Raw genomic sequence first — 16,703 nt, 5'->3', positions numbered from 1 at the left:
ATGTTTATCGTGTAGTTGCTTGGCGCGCGGCGCGGCTACACCGCGCCATTGCTTGTGACAGTTGCGTAAGTCCTGAATTTGAAGGAACGGCTGCACTTGAGAAAGCTACGGAGTTATTTAAGCAAGAAGCGAAGCGACTGTATGACTTGGGAGAACACCCGCAAATTCCCCGTCTGATTGCTTATTTTGAACAGGATAAGCGGCTTTATTTGGTGCAAGAGTTAATTCAGGGGCAGAATTTGCTACAAGAATTGCAGCAGCAGGGAGCTTTTAGCGAAGAAAAGATAAAACAAATTTTAACTGATTTATTACCTATCTTGAAGTTTATTCATGAACGCGGTGTAATTCATCGAGATATCAAGCCAGAAAATATTATGCGCCGTCTAGATGGCAAGTTAATATTAATTGATTTTGGTGTTTCTAAACAAATTACAAAAACTTTTGTAGGTGTTGGCACGACAGTAGGAACGCCTGGATATACACCATTCGAGCAAATGCGTGGTCAAGTTTTCCCTGCAAGCGACCTTTATAGTTTGGGTGTAACTTGTATTCGGCTGTTAACTCAATGTTTACCAAATGCAGATGGTTCTGATGAACTTTATGATGCACTTAGGGGTTGCTGAATTTGGAGAAAATACTTACCACAAGGTAGAGGTATTACTCCTGACTTCGGGAAAGTTTTAGATAAGTTAATTCAGGATTATGTAAAGGAACGCTATCAATCTGTTGATGAGGTTATACAAGCTCTTAATTCTGAAAATCTAAATTCAGCAGTAGGGATAGATTATACAATTTTGCAAAAGTTCCTAGCATCTGGTAAATGGCGAGAAGCTGATCAAGAAACTTGGAAGCTTATGCTTAAAATATCTCATCGAGAAAAAGAAGGTTATCTCAGAGTAGAAGATATCGAAAAGTTTCCCTGTCAAGACCTCTTAACTATTGATTGTTTGTGGGTAAAATACAGTAATGGGCGCTTTGGCTTTAGTATCCAGAAGCAAATATGGGACAGCGTTGGGGGCAAACCTGACTTAGATTTGGAAACCTGGAAATATTTCGGTGAGTCTCTAGGATGGCGGATTAAAAATAATTGGAAGCCTTATGAATTTCTATCATTTACATTAACTGCTCCGGTAGGACAACTACCCAGAGCAATATGGAGTATGAGATTGGATGGAAGAAGAAAAAGACTTTCTGCCCTCACATCACGACTAGGATGATTAAGCATCTAATTTATAACGTCTCCCATTCATCTCTGCTGATATTAGCTTGACGTAATATTCTATTTAATAAGCTTGGGCTGATGTCTCCCTGATGCGGATTGGGAATTGTCAGCTTTAATTCATCTTTTACCATGTATTGATGCTTACCACCTGGGTAAGGGCCATCAAAACCTGCATCTTTTAGATAACGAATCAGATCCCGCCGATTAGTTGATCCAAAGGGTGGCATTAGGCGACCTCTTTGGTAAGATTCAGGTCAACATCATTAAGTATTGGTAGAGTATGACCCAAACGCAATCCTAATACAATCCATCCTTCAAGAGTATCTTGCAAATCCTCCCGGCAAGCTTCTAGTGTTGCAGCGTTTGCCCATACTCCTTGACATTCTAGAATTTCGCCATAGAAAGTTCCATCCTCAAGCAACTCATAAGTTGCTTTGTGCATTGCTGTACGAATGTAATTTGTCAACATTCAGCTTTTTAATCAATTTGGTTATAACTGAAATTTTATTTTTAATCAAAAATCCACCAAGCTCTAATTATTATGTATAATTTTTAATTTCTGAAAATGCGATCGCGCCCCTTTACCAAACGCGATCGCTAAATTTTCCATCCCCTATCCAATAAAATGCAGATGATTACTCACCGCACTAATTAAATTATGGGTAACGGGAAGACTATCAACTACCATCCCCAAACACAGCAGCATCATGTAGGAGATGGAATAGAGAAACAACTCTTTAGCTACAGCGCGATCCTCTGGATTTTGCAACAAACGCCAAGATTTGTGGATAAATAATCCTCCCAGAATTAGGGCGATCGCAGCATAAAGAATTCCACTTGCGCCCAAAGGATAAACCAATAACACGGTTGCAAATACTGTTACCAGCGTATAGTACCAAATCTGCTTCACTGTTGCCGTATCACCTTCAATCACAGGTAGCATTGGTATCCCCACCTTTGCGTAATCATCCCGAATCATCAGAGCTAAAGCCCAGAAATGGGGAGGTGTCCACAAAAAGACAATGGCAAAAATTAACCATGCTGACCAGCTTAAAGTGCCTGTGACAGCAGCCCAACCCACTAACGCCGGAATTGCCCCAGCAGCCCCACCAATGACGATATTCTGGGTGCTGTGGCGTTTTAGCCAATGGGTATAAACCAAAATATAAAAGACGATCCCAGAGAAGGCTAGCAGGGCGGCTAACAGGTTGGCAAATACTGCCAAGAGTGTAAAGGAAATCGTTGCTAGTGCGATCGCAAAAATTAGAGCATCGCGCGGCTGAACCTTACCGGATGGCATCGGACGATGGCGCGTCCGCTCCATGTCATAATCAATATCCCGGTCATAGACACAGTTAATCGTCTGGGCGCTTGCAGCAGCCAAAGTGCCACCAGTGAGAGTTACTAGCAACAGCAATGGGTCTACTTCTCCCTTAGCAGCAATCCACATACTCCCAGCTGTGGTAATCAAAAGCAACGGAATAATCCGAGGCTTGGTTAGCTGGTAGTAACTTTGAATTACCTGTAAAAATGTTTCGTGGTGGCGAGAGACATTAGTCTCAATCATTTTGGCTCTGATTCCTTATTTTTCAACAACTTATATGCAGCCCCGGCTCAAGGTGGCTCTTTCAGGCAAATGAAACACAGATTTTCTGCACCTGCGTGGGTCGCAATACTCGCCGTTGCGGCCATAATTTAGTGCTGAGTTAGGAGAGACGCGATTAATTGCGTCTGTACAGGAGTTAGGAGTTAGAAATTCTTGCTTTTGCTACTCCCCCCTGTTGCCTCACTCCATACTCAGCAGTCATTGCTCAACACTGTGATGTCGCGGCTAGTAGCCCAGTCACGCAGTGCGAGAACTGTGAAAGCCACCAAAGTACCCAGCAAAGCTGCTCCTATAGCCTGATGAGAGACGGTGAGAGGCTCAACTTGGAGGTGTAATTTGAAAGTGGCGAATCCCAACAAGATTTGTAAGGTTAACAACCCACCAGCGATATTTGCCAGTCGCCGTAAGGCTGGATGTAGTGCTGGTGTCCGCCAACAGATAAATACCATTACCAAGGTTGCCAAGGAAGGCGGCACCAAACCAGCAATATGGCTGTACATTACAGTACAAAGTTGAGAACCGCCGAGGCATTGGTGTAGCGCCCAGCGAGAGCCTACCAAAGCACCTAGCAAACTTTGCAGGTAAACCAGAACAGCAGCAGTTAAACCGACCCAAGGCAACTTACCAACGGTTCCAGTTCCCTGATAGGGCGTGAGCGCTGTGCCGATAATCAGGAGGGTGCTAAAAAATAACAGCGCCGTTCCTAAATGAGCGGTAACGATATCAAACCGCAACAGTTCGGTGACGGTGAGTCCCCCCAAGATGCCTTGGAAGACAATTAAAAACAGGGCGAATGTAGATGCCCAAGGCAGCCATCTGGGTAAGAAATGACGATGCCAGCAGGACAAGCCGAAGAGTGCGATCGCGCTTACACCAATTAAAGCTGCATCCAATCTGTGAAACCACTCCAAAAACACTTGGAGATTCATTTGCTTGGCTGGCACGAGTTCGCCATAGCATAAGGGCCAGTCTGGGCAAGCAAGCCCAGCATTCATCACACGGGTGGCGCTGCCTATTGCCATCAAAATTAAGGTGGCTATGCATATTTTCCACACCAAGCGACGAATCATTTCCTTGGGTTTTTGCTGCCCAAGAGCCGCTTCATTTTGTTGTTGTAGGACAAATTCGCTCATTAACGATACCTTCTGCCCGCTCTTGGTGGATCTCTTAAAATTTTCAATTTTCTTTTAGTGTCCCATCTCCACCCTAGCGTATAGGCTAAGGGTTTATAGATTAGCACTCACTTATACTTTGAATCACTCCAGAAAGGTTTTGCCTGAAGCTTTAGGTATTTTTCAAGATGTCAGAAATGGATTCATCACAATTAATTTAAGCATTCTAAATTTTTCCTTAAACTTTTTCACTGATTTTCATCTATTTTTGGCGTTGTATGATAGTAAACTCATACTCAAAATTACTAAAATAGCCAAAAAAATTAATAAAAATTTCAGACCTTAGTCCCCCATGTCTGACAGCCTAGACTACCTTAGTAAGTGAGTAGCTTCGAGATAACATAGTAAATTCAATTAAGTAAGCCGTGAAGATTCCAACTTCCATCTGGACATTACTCATTGGCATCGTGCTAACGCTAGCCAGCCTTTGGTACGGTCAAAATCACGGTCTGTTGCCAGCAGCCGCCACTGATGAAGCCGTCTTGGTGGATGGTCTGTTCAACGCGATGATGATCGTTTCTACAGGGATATTTCTGCTCGTTGAAGGTATTTTAATTTACTCTGCATTTAGATATCGTCGGCGTGCAGGTGACAATGCAGACGGGCCACCAGTTGAAGGCAATATACCTCTAGAAATTCTCTGGACGGCGATCCCAGCAATTATCGTTATCGGTATTTCTGTTTACAGCTTTGATGTTTACAACGAAATCGGTGGGTTTGATCCCCATGCTATCCATGAAGCACCGATGAGTCAGGAGTCGATGAAAATGCCAGGGCATGGAAGTGCGATGCCTGCGGCGGGCTACGCCTACGCGCAGCGTGCGGGAACCGCACTCGCGGCAACTTTAAGCGATACTCCTCCCAGCACCGAACCCAACCTCAATCAAGAAAAATCTGATGAGGCAATGCAAGATCCAGCTACCGCAGCAGTTCGTAATGCTGACCAAATTCCGCAAAAGCGGAATGCCCCAGGTGTAGGTAGTGTTGCCCCGACAATTGGGGGAACTCCTGATAAAGCAGGCAAACCAGCACAATTACAAGTCAACGTCACTGGTTTACAATATGCCTGGATTTTCACCTATCCTGAAACTGGTATAACTACAGGTGAAATGCACGTTCCTATTGGGCGAGAAGTGGAAATCAGTATGACAGCAAACGATGTCATCCATGCTTTCTGGGTGCCAGAGTTCCGCCTGAAACAAGATGCGATCCCCGGTAGGCAAAGCGAGATTCGCTTCACTCCCCAAAAAGCAGGAGATTATACCCTGATCTGTGCTGAACTTTGTGGCCCCTACCACGGTGCAATGAGAGCGCCAGTAGTTGTTGAGCCACAAGAAGCCTTTGACAAATGGGTGCAAGAACAGCTAGTTGCCAGTAAAGAAACACTAAATCAAGCCATTGCTGTTAATCCTGCCGATTTATCCCCAAATGAATTTCTTGCTCCTTACACCAAGGATATGGGAATTAAGCCAGAAATTCTGCATCAAGTTCACCATTAATCAATATGTTATTTAGTCAAAATCCAATGACTAATGACTAATGACTAATACTTCGACTCCTTTCGACTCCGCTACCTCGACTTCGCTCGGCGCAAGTCAAGGGAAGTCGCTCAGCACAAGTGACCAATGACTAATGACTATGACACAAGCTCAGTTGCAAGAAACTGCCAATATCCCCGCCCTTGGTGAGGAGCCGGGGATCAGAAAATGGCAAGACTATTTTGGCTTCAACACCGACCATAAGGTGATTGGGATTCAATACCTAGTCACAACGTTCATTTTCTACTGCATTGGTGGGGTGATGGCTGACTTGGTTCGTACAGAACTGCGAACCCCAGAAGTCGATTTTGTCACCCCTGAAGTCTACAACAGCTTATTTACGCTGCACGCCACAATTATGATTTTCTTGTGGATCGTGCCAGCTGGTGCGGGTTTTGCTAACTTCCTCATCCCCTTGATGATTGGGGCAAAGGATATGGCATTTCCACGCTTGAATGCTGTTGCCTTTTGGATGATTCCGCCTGCGGGTTTATTGTTGATCGCTAGTTTAGTGGTAGGCGATGCACCGGATGCGGGTTGGACTTCCTACCCTCCCCTGAGCTTGGTAACAGGTCAAGTCGGTGAGGGAATTTGGATTATGAGCGTCCTCTTACTAGGTACGTCATCGATTTTAGGAGCAATCAATTTTCTCGTCACATTGCTCAGGATGCGTATCCCTGGTATGGGTGTTCATCAAATGCCGTTGTTCTGCTGGGCGATGTTTGCTACCTCGGCACTGACTTTGGTATCTACACCAGTGTTAGCAGCAGGTCTGATTCTGCTGGCATTTGACTTAATTGCCGGGACAACATTTTTTAACCCAACTGGCGGTGGCGACCCTGTAGTTTACCAGCACATGTTCTGGTTTTACTCCCACCCAGCAGTTTACATCATGATTTTGCCCTTCTTTGGCGCAATTTCAGAAATTATCCCGGTGCATTCCCGCAAGCCGATTTTTGGCTATAAAGCGATCGCTTATTCGTCTCTTGCCATTAGCTTTCTGGGGCTAATTGTTTGGGCGCACCACATGTTTACCAGTGGTATTCCCGGTTGGTTGCGGATGTTCTTCATGATCACCACGATGATCATTGCTGTACCCACAGGAATTAAAATTTTCAGTTGGTTAGCAACCATGTGGGGTGGAAAAATCCGGCTTAACACTGCCATGCTGTTCGCTATCGGCTTTGTTGGCACTTTTGTAATCGGTGGGATCAGTGGCGTGATGTTGGCAGCAGTGCCTTTTGACATTCACGTTCACGACACCTATTTTGTGGTAGCACACTTGCACTACGTCCTATTTGGTGGTAGTGTTCTCGGCATTTATGCAGCGATTTACCATTGGTTCCCGAAAATGACGGGACGGATGGTGAATGAATTTTGGGGTAAGGTTCACTTTGCCTTAACAATAGTTGGTCTAAACATGACCTTCTTACCAATGCACAAGCTGGGATTAATGGGCATGAACCGCCGTATCGCCCAGTATGACCCTAAATTTACCTTTCTCAACGAAATCTGCACTTACGGCGCTTACATACTAGCAGTTTCGACATTCCCCTTCATCATCAATGCGATTTGGAGTTGGTTATACGGCGAGAAAGCTGGTAATAATCCTTGGAGGGCACTTACCTTAGAGTGGATGACTACATCACCACCTGCGATCGAAAATTTTGATCAAACCCCAGTACTGGCTACAGGCCCCTACGACTACGGTTTGGAAAATGCTAATGAAGGTGTACCTTTATCTGATCCCAATCCCGTCTTATCTGGTGGGCCAAACTCAGTATTAAGAGCAGAACCCGACCCAGCCGTTGCCGCCAATCCCGAAGACCGGAAATAAAAGGGGACTGGGGACTGGGGACTAGGGACTGGTTAATTAATTCTCTTCCTAATTCCTAATACTCCATGCTCCATACCCAATACCCAATGCCCAATACCCCACTTGTAAAAATTCATGCAAAGTCAAACTATTGACCCAGCTAAAACCGAACTAAATCATCACCACGCGGCGGAAGCGTCCGTCGGTCATCACGAAGAACATCCAGACCATCGTATGTTTGGGCTAATTGTCTTTCTGATTGCTGAAGGGATGATTTTTATGGGGTTGTTCGGAGCCTATTTGGCTTTCCGTGCTACCTTACCCGCATGGCCGCCAGCAGGTACTCCAGAATTAGAACTGCTGTTACCTGGAGTCAACACGATCAATCTAATTTCTAGTAGTTTTGTCATGCACAATGCGGACACTGCTATCAAGAAGAATGATGCACGGGGTGCCCAGATTTGGTTAGCAATTACGGCTGCAATGGGTGCTATTTTCTTAGTGGGTCAAGTATATGAATATACCCATTTAGAATTTGGTTTAACTACCAATTTATTTGCTAGTGCATTTTACGTTTTGACTGGTTTCCACGGATTGCACGTGACTATCGGCGTTTTGGCAATTGTTGCCGTGTTGTGGCGATCGCGCGTTCCGGGTCACTATAGTAACGAAAATCACTTTGGCATTGAAGCAGCCGAAATCTACTGGCACTTCGTTGACGTAATTTGGATTATTTTGTTCGGATTACTCTATCTACTGTGAGTATTAATTATTTGTTGTTTATTCCACTCGAACAACTTAATAAGCCCCCATTCGGGGGCTTTTTTTTATTAACATATCAAAACCAGTGTAGAGTATTCCTAAGTCTCCAAGAGTTGTACGATTTTAACCAATATTCATTAACCACTCGTACAGAATTCAGCATGAATTCTGACTCCTGATTTCTGAATTCTTCTTTTAAAACGTAAGTAATTGGCAAGTTAAACCGATTTGCCTAGTCTTTTTTAGTTTTGTCGAACTCACGTTGATATGACAACGCGATCGCAGTTAGTAATGACTAAAATCTGGTAACAAAATTGTGGCGCACACTGTCAGGGTATTTGTGCTTTTAAATTATCTTATTCAAGGTTTTATCAGTAATCAGACCCAACAATTAAAATAAACAAACTTCCTAACTCCTGAATGTTGGCTTCTGCCCACAGTTATAACTACTGTGGACTAGTGTTAAATTTACTTAAGTGATAAGATTATTAAAGTCTTCCATAAATTAATTTTATATTAAAATGTCTATAAAGGCATTAAATGAACCAATCAAGCGATTAACCACCAAATTGATCCAAAACAAAGGTCGCCTGATCCGATAGCTGTCTCAAATACCAACAAATTTAGCAGCAGTATTTGTAATCTCACCCAAGCTCTGAATGGTCAACAAATTAACAAGTAGTATACGCCACATGAGCCACAACCCTCTAGTCAGAAAAACACTCCGAAGTCGCTTTGAGACTGTCAAACTGTTGGGAAGCGGACGATCTGGTAATACTTACTTGTTAGCAAGTGCTATACGTAACAGACATCAATCCTCTCTCGCCAGAAAAACACTTCGAAATCGCTTTGAAATTGTCAAACACTTAGGAAGTGGAGGCTCTGGTGATACCTACTTAGCCCTAGACCTCGATTTACCAGGACAACCCCATTGTGTCGTCAAACATTTCCATCCAAAAGATTCCAATCCTGCGGTTATACCCATTGCTAAAAAGCTATTTGATCGGGAAGCGGAAGTTTTATACCAGCTAGGCAACGATCACGATCAAATTCCGAGACTGTTTGCCCACTTTGATGAAGATGGGGATTTCTATTTAGTCCAGGAATTTATTGACGGTCATTCCTTGACTCAAGAAATTGTACCAGGTCAGCGTCTTAATGAGAATACAGTCTTAAATTTATTGAAAGAGATCCTAGAAGTGCTGGCCTTCGTCCACCAACACGATATTATTCACCGAGATATTAAGCCTCAAAACTTAATGCGGCGGTACTCCGATCAGAAGATTGTGCTAATTGACTTTGGGAGTATTAAAAAAGTTGGTGCTTTAGGAGCAGGTTTAACAATTGCTGTTGGGACTCCTGGCTATATGCCAAGCGAACAGGCTAAGGGAAAGCCAAAACTTTGCAGCGATATCTATGCAGTAGGAATGATTGGTATTCAAGCTTTGACAGGTTTAATACCTGAGCAACTACAAGAAGATCCCAATACTGGAGAAGTTCTCTGGCGCGATCAGGCACAGGTAAGCGACGCTCTGGCAAATATTTTAGATACAATGGTTCGCGATCGCTACAACCAGCGTTATCAGTCTGCCACAGAAGCCTTGGAAGCACTTAGTTCTGTTCTGAAATTGTCACAATCCTCAGAATCTGCTGCCATCAGCCAAAACACCGATGATACCTATTCGCTAACTTATAGAAACTTTATTTTGCTGCTGGGTATAGGTCTTGGTGCCACCACTAGTTTGATAGTAATAGTTTTAATCTATACATTTATTAATACCGGGACATCGCTTCCCAACCAACGTACTCCACTCAAGAGTTTTCTAGAAAAATTTGTTGAGTTCCCGTTAACTAATACTAATAGCCTAGTAGTTTCAGCAGCTAACAAAGGAGTTTTTCAAAAAAATTCTACCATTGCCAAGACTAACAAAAAGCAAATTTAATCTCACTACATTAGAAAGAGTTAATAATAAACAGCAATCATAAAACTGGTTATTAACTAGCTATTAATGATTTATTTGAAATCTAAATATTTAAATATTTATATCGGAAAAATACTGAGAAATTCCTGTAAAATAAATACAATAAACAACTATTTTAAAGATATGGACAATACAAATCAAAAAAGAGCTTTAATTAACAGCGAAATAGCCCTCTTTCTCAGAGGTTTGATTATTGGCAAAGTTCTAACACTTATGGTTATTGGCGGATTACTTTGGTGGTTATTGAAGCCAAATTTATTGTCTCGCAACAACGTTAATTCCTCTACTCAAAATTTCAATAACGTCTCTAATAATAAATCAACTTTTCAGACAGTTGCTGATGTTCCCCCTGCCTCATTCAACTACGGAGGTAGTACAGCTTGGGCATCTATTCGACAATTGGTAGATTCTCAGATCCAGAGCGATCGCCCTGAACTACAATTACGCTATGTAAACCCTGTTAATGGTAGCCCTGGTTCTAGCTCCGGCATTCAGATGTTGCTTGATGGGAAAATCGACTTTGCTCAGTCTTCCCGTCCCCTTACAGATGAAGAACAAGCTATGGCAAAAGAGCGAGGCTTCACCCTTGAGCAACGTCAGGTGGGTATGGATGGGATAGCAGTGGTAGTCAACCCATCACTCAATGTGTCGGCTTTAACTGTTGAACAATTGCAGCAAATTTATTTGGGAAAAATTACTAACTGGAATCAAGTAGGTGGGCCAAACCTACCCATCATTCCTTTGTCCCAACAACCAGAAAACGCAGATACAGTAATATTCTCTAGCAACAGCGACTTAAAGGGGCAAGCACTTGGCTCGAATGTGCAGTATGTCTACTCTACTACAGAAGCAGTGCGCCGACTCAGTAAAACTCCTGGTGCTGTATATTACGGTTCTGCTCGTTCAGTACTACCTCAATGTAGTGTGAAGGCTTTGCCCTTGGGTAGTACTTCTGGTCAGGTAATTACCCCCTACCGCGAACCGATGGTGTCACCTGACCAATGTCCACGTCAGCGCAACCAGCTAAATACTCAGGCGATCAAAGATGGTAGCTATCCTATTATCGCTAACTTGTTTGTGATTATTAAGCACAATAAAGGTCGGGAACAGCAGATTGGGGATGCTTATGCCAAACTTTTATTAACCGATCAGGGTCAAAGGGAAATTGAGCAAGCTGGCTTCGTTGGAGTCCGCTAATAGATTTGATGATATCAGCGATCGCCATGAGAACCAACTTACAGCAACATTTAGATCCACAACGTATAGAGTCAAGGTTCTCTATTCTCTGGTATCAGTTCAGTACTATCAGTATGGATGCCGCCACCTAACTGTTGTCTAATATCAGGTTCGGTTAAATACTGATAATTATGTATAGGTTGGTTTTAGGAACAAAACCCAACATTGTCAAGACTTTGTTGGGTTTTGCTGTTGCTCAACCCAACAAAATATTCTTCTTAACCCAAGCTTATTGAACTAAACCCCCTCTGGATAAAAAGATCAGGGGTGAGATCGAAGTAATGTTGCACACACGTTGCTACAAAGTACAAAGCCAACTGTTCATGCCATCGGTGCTGCCATGAAAGAGAATCTTGAAACCACTAAAAACCCGCACTTTCTAGTGGTGGGGAGAGGTCAAGCGAACCTAGAGTATTGTCTAATATCATGTTCGCTTGATTGCTTATTAAATCCGAAGAACCCCACCCCCGCCAAAGCTATGCTTTGTCTCCCTGCCCCTAATCCCCAGAGGGGGTACCGAGTTCCCCACTCTTCGGGAGAGGTTGGGGGTGGGGTGTAATGACTGTGGTTAGCAAAACTTATTATGCGGACATAATACAACAAGCTTCGGGCATCATACATAACTGTATACTCCACAACCAAATAGTTTGCAATACTTAATATTCGAAAAACTAATAATTAGTATTCCATGAGATTGTGATTGCCAGCACATCTTTTTTTGTATTGATCGTGTAGGCTCATATCTGCTGGGTAAAATTACTTGATAAATTTATGGTAATTCGAGCACCAAGCAGCAGCATCCCTAATTCTGCTGTGCGATTAAACTTGCTTACAATTCGGTTATTTGATTTTTGAGCAATTATTTGGTAACTGAACGGTAAGCTTGGTTGCTAGAGAGCATTCCATGATTACATTCATTACCGACGTAGCTATGTACGAATGACACGAAGAAAAGTGCTAACCCTTGAGATTACTGCTTTTGGGGTGTAGGAAATTAAGAAGAGTAGAGCTAGGTTTCATACTCTCAAATGCAATGTCTCTTAGCACTACACCAACACCCTGACAAAGGCGAGGTTTCACTTTTTCTTCGTGCCAGCTATATACAAATCAGCGATACCAACCATAGAGCTACTGCTAAAGCAATTTTAAGAAAAGAAAAAAGTATGAGTACAACACGCAAAATTCGTTTAGGTGCATTCATTCAAGCTACCGGACATCATGTCTCTGCTTGGCGACACCCCGATTCACAAGCAGATGCGGGATTGAATTTCGAGCATTACAAAGAAATTACTCAAACCGCCGAACGCGGCTTATTCGATGCAGTTTTCTTGGCAGATAGTCCAGGAGTCTGGGGCGGCGCTCCAGAAACTCAGCATCGCAATGGGAAAATTGCTCATTTTGAGCCTGTCACCCTCTTTTCCGCCTTGTCGTCTGTAACTGAAAAAATCGGCTTCATTTCCACCGCTTCGACCACTTATGAAGAACCCTACACCTTGGCACGTAAGTTTGCCTCATTGGACTATTTGAGTAAAGGCCGGGCCGGATGGAATGTAGTTACTACAGGCAATGAGAATGCTGCACGTAATTTCGGGCTTGAGCATCACCCAGAACACAGCCAGCGTTATGAACGAGCTGAAGAGTTTGTGGAAGTGGTGAAAGGTCTATGGGATAGTTGGGAAGACGATGCTTTCATCCGTGACAAAGAGTCTGGTGTATATTTCGACCCGGATAAACTGCATACATTGAACCACAAGGGCAAATATTTCTCTGTAAAAGGCCCTTTAAACGTTGGTCGTCCGCCCCAAGGTTATCCGGTGATTGTTCAGGCTGGAGCCTCGGAATCGGGACGGGACTTAGCTGCACGCACTGCCGAGGCGATTTTTACCGCCAATCAAACCCTAGCTGATGCTCAGGAATTTTATGCTGATATCAAAGGTAGGCTAGCACAATATGGGCGATCGCCAGACGATCTCAAAATCATGCCTGGTGCTTTCCCAATCATTGGCCGGACTGAATCAGAAGCTCAAGAGAAGTACGAATTCTTGCAATCGTTAATCCATCCCGATGTGGCCTGGGGAATTTTAAAGAACTATTACAAGGGTGTGGATTTGTCGAAATATTCTTTAGATGATGTAGCTCCCGAACTACCCAGCGACACCAACACTAATAAAAGTCGTCTCAAATTAGTTAGAGATTTGGCTACTCGTGGGACTCTCACGCTGCGCCAGTTGTATCTTTCTCTTGCGACTGCACGAGGTCATCGCACCATACTCGGTACTCCCGAAACCATTGCCGACCAACTAGAAGAATGGTTCAACAACGGTGCAGCCGATGGCTTTAATATCATGCCGCCAATCCTTCCCACAGGATTGGATGAATTCGTTAACTTAGTCGTTCCCGTCCTCCAGAAACGCGGACTGTTCCGTACTGAATACGAAGGCAGTACTTTGCGCGAAAACCTGGGATTGCGTCGTCCGGCTAATCGTTTTGCTGCTAAACAACTAGATGAAAGATTGGTGTTGGCGTAAATGATTTTTCATATCTGCACTGTGTTGATAGTGCTGTAGTGTAAATGAATTTTTCACGGATGCTTATGCCATACCTTTTAAATTGCACTTTCTGTAGATCGCCGCCTACAGACAATTGTGGAGAGACGCGATTGTGGAGAGACGCGATAAATCGCCGTCTCTACAAGAAATGTATTTTTCAATAGCAGCATTGGATGCTGAAAAAACTTGTAATTTTTGTTGTAGGGAAGGAAAAAACATGACTGAATATAGCCGATTAAAGACCTCACGCTCTGCTGCAATCAGAGCAACCCTTGATTATCCAGTAATCGACACCGATGTTCACACCAATGATTTCACGCCAGCTTTTGAGGATTACATCGCTAAGTACGGCGGTGTCAAACTTGTAGATGAGTTACGCAAGACGGAAGCCTCGCGCCTCAATTCTAAGAGCAACGGTAAAGATTGGTATCAACAAACTCCTGAAGAACGTCAATACAACCGCACAATCCGATCGCCTTGGTGGGCTAGAGTTACCAAAAATACATTGGATCTTGCTACCTACACCCTTCCCGGACTGCTCTATGAGCGTCAGGCGGAGCAAGGATCGGACTATTCGGTGCTGTTTCCCAACAATGTTTTAGCACCGGCTGGAGCGAGTGCAGAGAACCGTCAAGCATTGCAACGCGCGGTTAATCACTATCATGCTGATATTTACCGGAAATATAGCGATCGCTTGACACCGGTAGCTGGTATCCCATTAACTACTCCCCAAGAAGGCATTGAGGAGCTAGAGTTTGCAGTGAAAACACTGGGCTTAAAAGTGATTAATATCACGGGCGGGGTGAAACGCCCAATCAAAGCGATCGCTGATAAATATCCAGCTGATAAATTCCCCGAAATCGCCAAGTATGCTTCTTATATCGACTTTTACGGACTAGATAGTGAATACGACTACGATCCTTTCTGGGCAAAGGTCGTGGAACTTGGCGTACCTGTCACCACCCATTACGGCAGTCAAGGCTGGACTGGCCGCTCCTCCATCAGTAACTACATGAACAACCATATCGGTCACTTCGCCGATGGTTCGGAAGCATTTGCGAAAGCGCTGTTCTTCGGCGGTGTTACCAAGCGTTTTCCGCAGTTGCGCGTAGCAATGCTAGAAGGTGGTGCAGATTGGGGTGCGCGTGTCTACATTCATTTGGTAGATCGGTTCTCCAAGCGCAATATCAAGGCACTGGAAAACTACAATCCAGCGTTGACGAATTCTGATGAGTTGTTTGAAATATTTGAGCGCTACGGTGCAGAAGTTACTCAAGGGTATTCCCTCGATAAGGACGAATTGACCAAGACTGTACTGGGAGCTTCCTTCAGCCGTCATAGCCGTGCGCCGATTGGTAGCGAATTGGATGATTTTGCCGCCGCAGGTATTGAAACAATTGAAGACATCCGCGATCGCTGGGTGAACAGTTTCTTCTTTGGTTCCGAGTCCGACGATCGCACCATCGCTACGGCATTCAACGACAAAGCCAATCCCTTGGGAGTTAAAATCAACGCCATCTATTCCTCCGATGTTGGTCACTGGGATGTACCAGACTTAACTTCTCCCTTGGCTGAAAGCTGGGATCTCGTACAAGAAGGTGTAATTTCTGAAGCCGACTTCAAGTCCTATGTATTCGCTAATCCCTACAAGTTTTACACCCAAGCTAACCCCGATTTCTTCAAGGGTACAGCGATTGAATCTAAGGTAGGTAACAGCGAATTTAAACAAGTGGACAAGAGTTTAGTAGTGGCGTAAAAGGTGAGATCGGGGAGTGGGGGCAGGGGGGCAGGGGAAGCAGGGGAGGCAGGGGAGGCAGGGGAGGCAGGGGAGAATTATTAAACAAGTTTCTTCCTTGTCTCCCCCCTCTTCCTTGTCTTTTACCAATGCCCCATGCCCAATTCCCAATGCCCAAGTCAAATTAGGAGTCATAACAATGCCTATTGAACAACGCTCTCATGACACTAACAATGGTTCCTTGCCTTACCTTTTCTCGCCTGTTTCTGACAATGCCAAGCAACCTGCACCCTTAGTACTTTTTCTGCATGGAGGACACGATCGCGGCACGGATTTGAATGTGCTACTGAAATGGGGTCTACCTCGTTTCGTAGATTCATCCGACTCGTTACCTTATGTCTTTGCTGCACCCCAAATTCTGCCCGAACAGACTTGGGTAGATCGAGCAGACGATGTGCTTTCTTTGCTTGATGAACTGATTGTTTCCCAACCCGTCGATCCAGGGCGGGTGATATTGGCTGGGTTCAGCTTAGGCTCGGCGGGTATCTGGCATATCGCTGCTTTGCAGAGCGATCGCTTCGCAGGTTTGGTACCTGTGTCTGGACGTGTACCAAAAACATTAGCAGAAAGCGAACTAGTTGCACTCAAAAACATTCCCGTTCAGATATTTCAAGGTGGACAGGATAAAAATCTGCCGATTGAGGATACAGAGCATTTTGTTGAGCGCTTACGCAAAGTCGGGGGGAAAGTCGATTTGACAATATTGCCCGATGGCGATCATTTTATTGCAGATGAAGTATACGGCGATCCGAAGTTACAGCAATGGCTAATTTCTCAGAACCGTCGTGAAATTTCTGTAGTTGCTTGAGGTGAAATGTTCAAAAGCTAACTTGCAATATTCTCTGAGGTAGGCAGCGTTCTGCCTGCCTAAAATAACAATATATTAATATCTTCTAGTAGTTTGCCAACCCAAAAATGCGGATGAAGGCTGGGGAAAGGTTAAAGGTTAAAGGGGAAGGAATAAAACAGCTTTAACCCTTACCCCTTCACCTTTCCCCCTTTCCCTTTACCCCTTTACCCGGCTT

General features: G+C 44.1%; 14 protein-coding genes. 10 read left to right on the top strand and 4 right to left on the bottom strand.

Annotated elements, in window-relative coordinates:
• Both RMX98_RS30080 and RMX98_RS30075 read left to right on the top strand, forming a co-directional pair.
• The coding region (locus RMX98_RS30080; protein WP_409881750.1) for a protein kinase domain-containing protein at positions 1–623 on the top strand (623 nt) is incomplete at its 5' end.
• Complete coding sequence (locus tag RMX98_RS30075) at positions 624–1,217, top strand: GUN4 domain-containing protein (RefSeq protein ID WP_409882013.1); 594 nt, start codon at positions 624–626, stop codon at positions 1,215–1,217. It abuts the gene before it with no gap.
• A gap of 13 nt (positions 1,218–1,230) precedes the next feature.
• Here the strand turns inward: RMX98_RS30075 and RMX98_RS30070 are convergent, their stop codons facing one another.
• From RMX98_RS30070 to RMX98_RS30055, 4 genes are all read right to left on the bottom strand, one after another.
• Positions 1,231–1,449 carry a type II toxin-antitoxin system HicA family toxin gene (locus RMX98_RS30070; protein ID WP_322677748.1) on the bottom strand — a complete coding sequence of 73 codons (219 nt, stop codon included), beginning with the start codon at positions 1,447–1,449 and terminating at the stop codon, positions 1,231–1,233.
• Positions 1,449–1,691, bottom strand: coding sequence for a type II toxin-antitoxin system HicB family antitoxin (locus tag RMX98_RS30065; RefSeq protein WP_251957957.1), 243 nt, complete (start codon positions 1,689–1,691; stop codon positions 1,449–1,451). The genes RMX98_RS30070 and RMX98_RS30065 overlap by 1 nt, the downstream gene beginning before the upstream one ends.
• A 144-nt stretch (positions 1,692–1,835) precedes the next feature.
• Positions 1,836–2,789 carry a heme o synthase gene (locus tag RMX98_RS30060; protein WP_322677749.1) on the bottom strand — a complete coding sequence of 318 codons (954 nt, stop codon included), beginning with the start codon at positions 2,787–2,789 and terminating at the stop codon, positions 1,836–1,838.
• A 230-nt stretch (positions 2,790–3,019) separates the two neighbouring features.
• The gene (locus RMX98_RS30055; RefSeq protein ID WP_322677750.1) at positions 3,020–3,961 is read right to left on the bottom strand and encodes a heme A synthase; all 942 of its coding nucleotides are present in this window, start codon (positions 3,959–3,961) and stop codon (positions 3,020–3,022) included.
• 404 nt (positions 3,962–4,365) lie between these two features.
• Here RMX98_RS30055 and RMX98_RS30050 point away from each other — a divergent pair, with 404 nt between their 5' ends.
• The 8 genes from RMX98_RS30050 to RMX98_RS30015 all read left to right on the top strand — a co-directional run bounded on the left by RMX98_RS30050 (position 4,366) and on the right by RMX98_RS30015 (position 16,486).
• Complete coding sequence (locus RMX98_RS30050) at positions 4,366–5,499, top strand: cytochrome c oxidase subunit II (protein WP_322677751.1); 1,134 nt, start codon at positions 4,366–4,368, stop codon at positions 5,497–5,499.
• Positions 5,500–5,638: 139 nt separating this feature from the next.
• On the top strand, positions 5,639–7,375 hold the full coding sequence (gene ctaD / locus RMX98_RS30045) for a cytochrome c oxidase subunit I (RefSeq protein WP_322677777.1): 1,737 nt from the start codon (positions 5,639–5,641) through the stop codon (positions 7,373–7,375).
• A 114-nt stretch (positions 7,376–7,489) separates the two neighbouring features.
• Positions 7,490–8,116 (top strand): heme-copper oxidase subunit III, encoded by a 627-nt coding sequence (locus tag RMX98_RS30040; protein ID WP_322677752.1) that lies wholly within the window; start codon positions 7,490–7,492, stop codon positions 8,114–8,116.
• A 659-nt stretch (positions 8,117–8,775) separates the two neighbouring features.
• Positions 8,776–10,059, top strand: coding sequence for a serine/threonine-protein kinase (locus tag RMX98_RS30035; RefSeq protein ID WP_322677753.1), 1,284 nt, complete (start codon positions 8,776–8,778; stop codon positions 10,057–10,059).
• 162 nt (positions 10,060–10,221) lie between these two features.
• A complete protein-coding gene (locus RMX98_RS30030) occupies positions 10,222–11,295 on the top strand; it encodes a PstS family phosphate ABC transporter substrate-binding protein (protein WP_322677754.1) in 1,074 nt (357 codons plus the stop codon).
• Positions 11,296–12,497: 1,202 nt separating this feature from the next.
• Positions 12,498–13,862 carry an LLM class flavin-dependent oxidoreductase gene (locus RMX98_RS30025; protein WP_322677755.1) on the top strand — a complete coding sequence of 455 codons (1,365 nt, stop codon included), beginning with the start codon at positions 12,498–12,500 and terminating at the stop codon, positions 13,860–13,862.
• A 238-nt stretch (positions 13,863–14,100) separates the two neighbouring features.
• Entirely contained in the window at positions 14,101–15,639 is a 1,539-nt protein-coding gene (locus RMX98_RS30020; protein WP_322677756.1) for an amidohydrolase family protein, read from the top strand.
• 178 nt (positions 15,640–15,817) lie between these two features.
• A complete protein-coding gene (locus RMX98_RS30015; RefSeq protein ID WP_322677757.1) occupies positions 15,818–16,486 on the top strand; it encodes a dienelactone hydrolase family protein in 669 nt (222 codons plus the stop codon).
• Positions 16,487–16,703: the final 217 nt, after the last annotated feature.

This window comes from Nostoc sp. DedQUE02 (assembly GCF_034531035.1).
Lineage (GTDB): Bacteria > Cyanobacteriota > Cyanobacteriia > Cyanobacteriales > Nostocaceae > Nostoc.
Note: the sequence above shows the minus strand (reverse complement) of the source record. Positions and strands in the feature narration are given on the sequence as shown.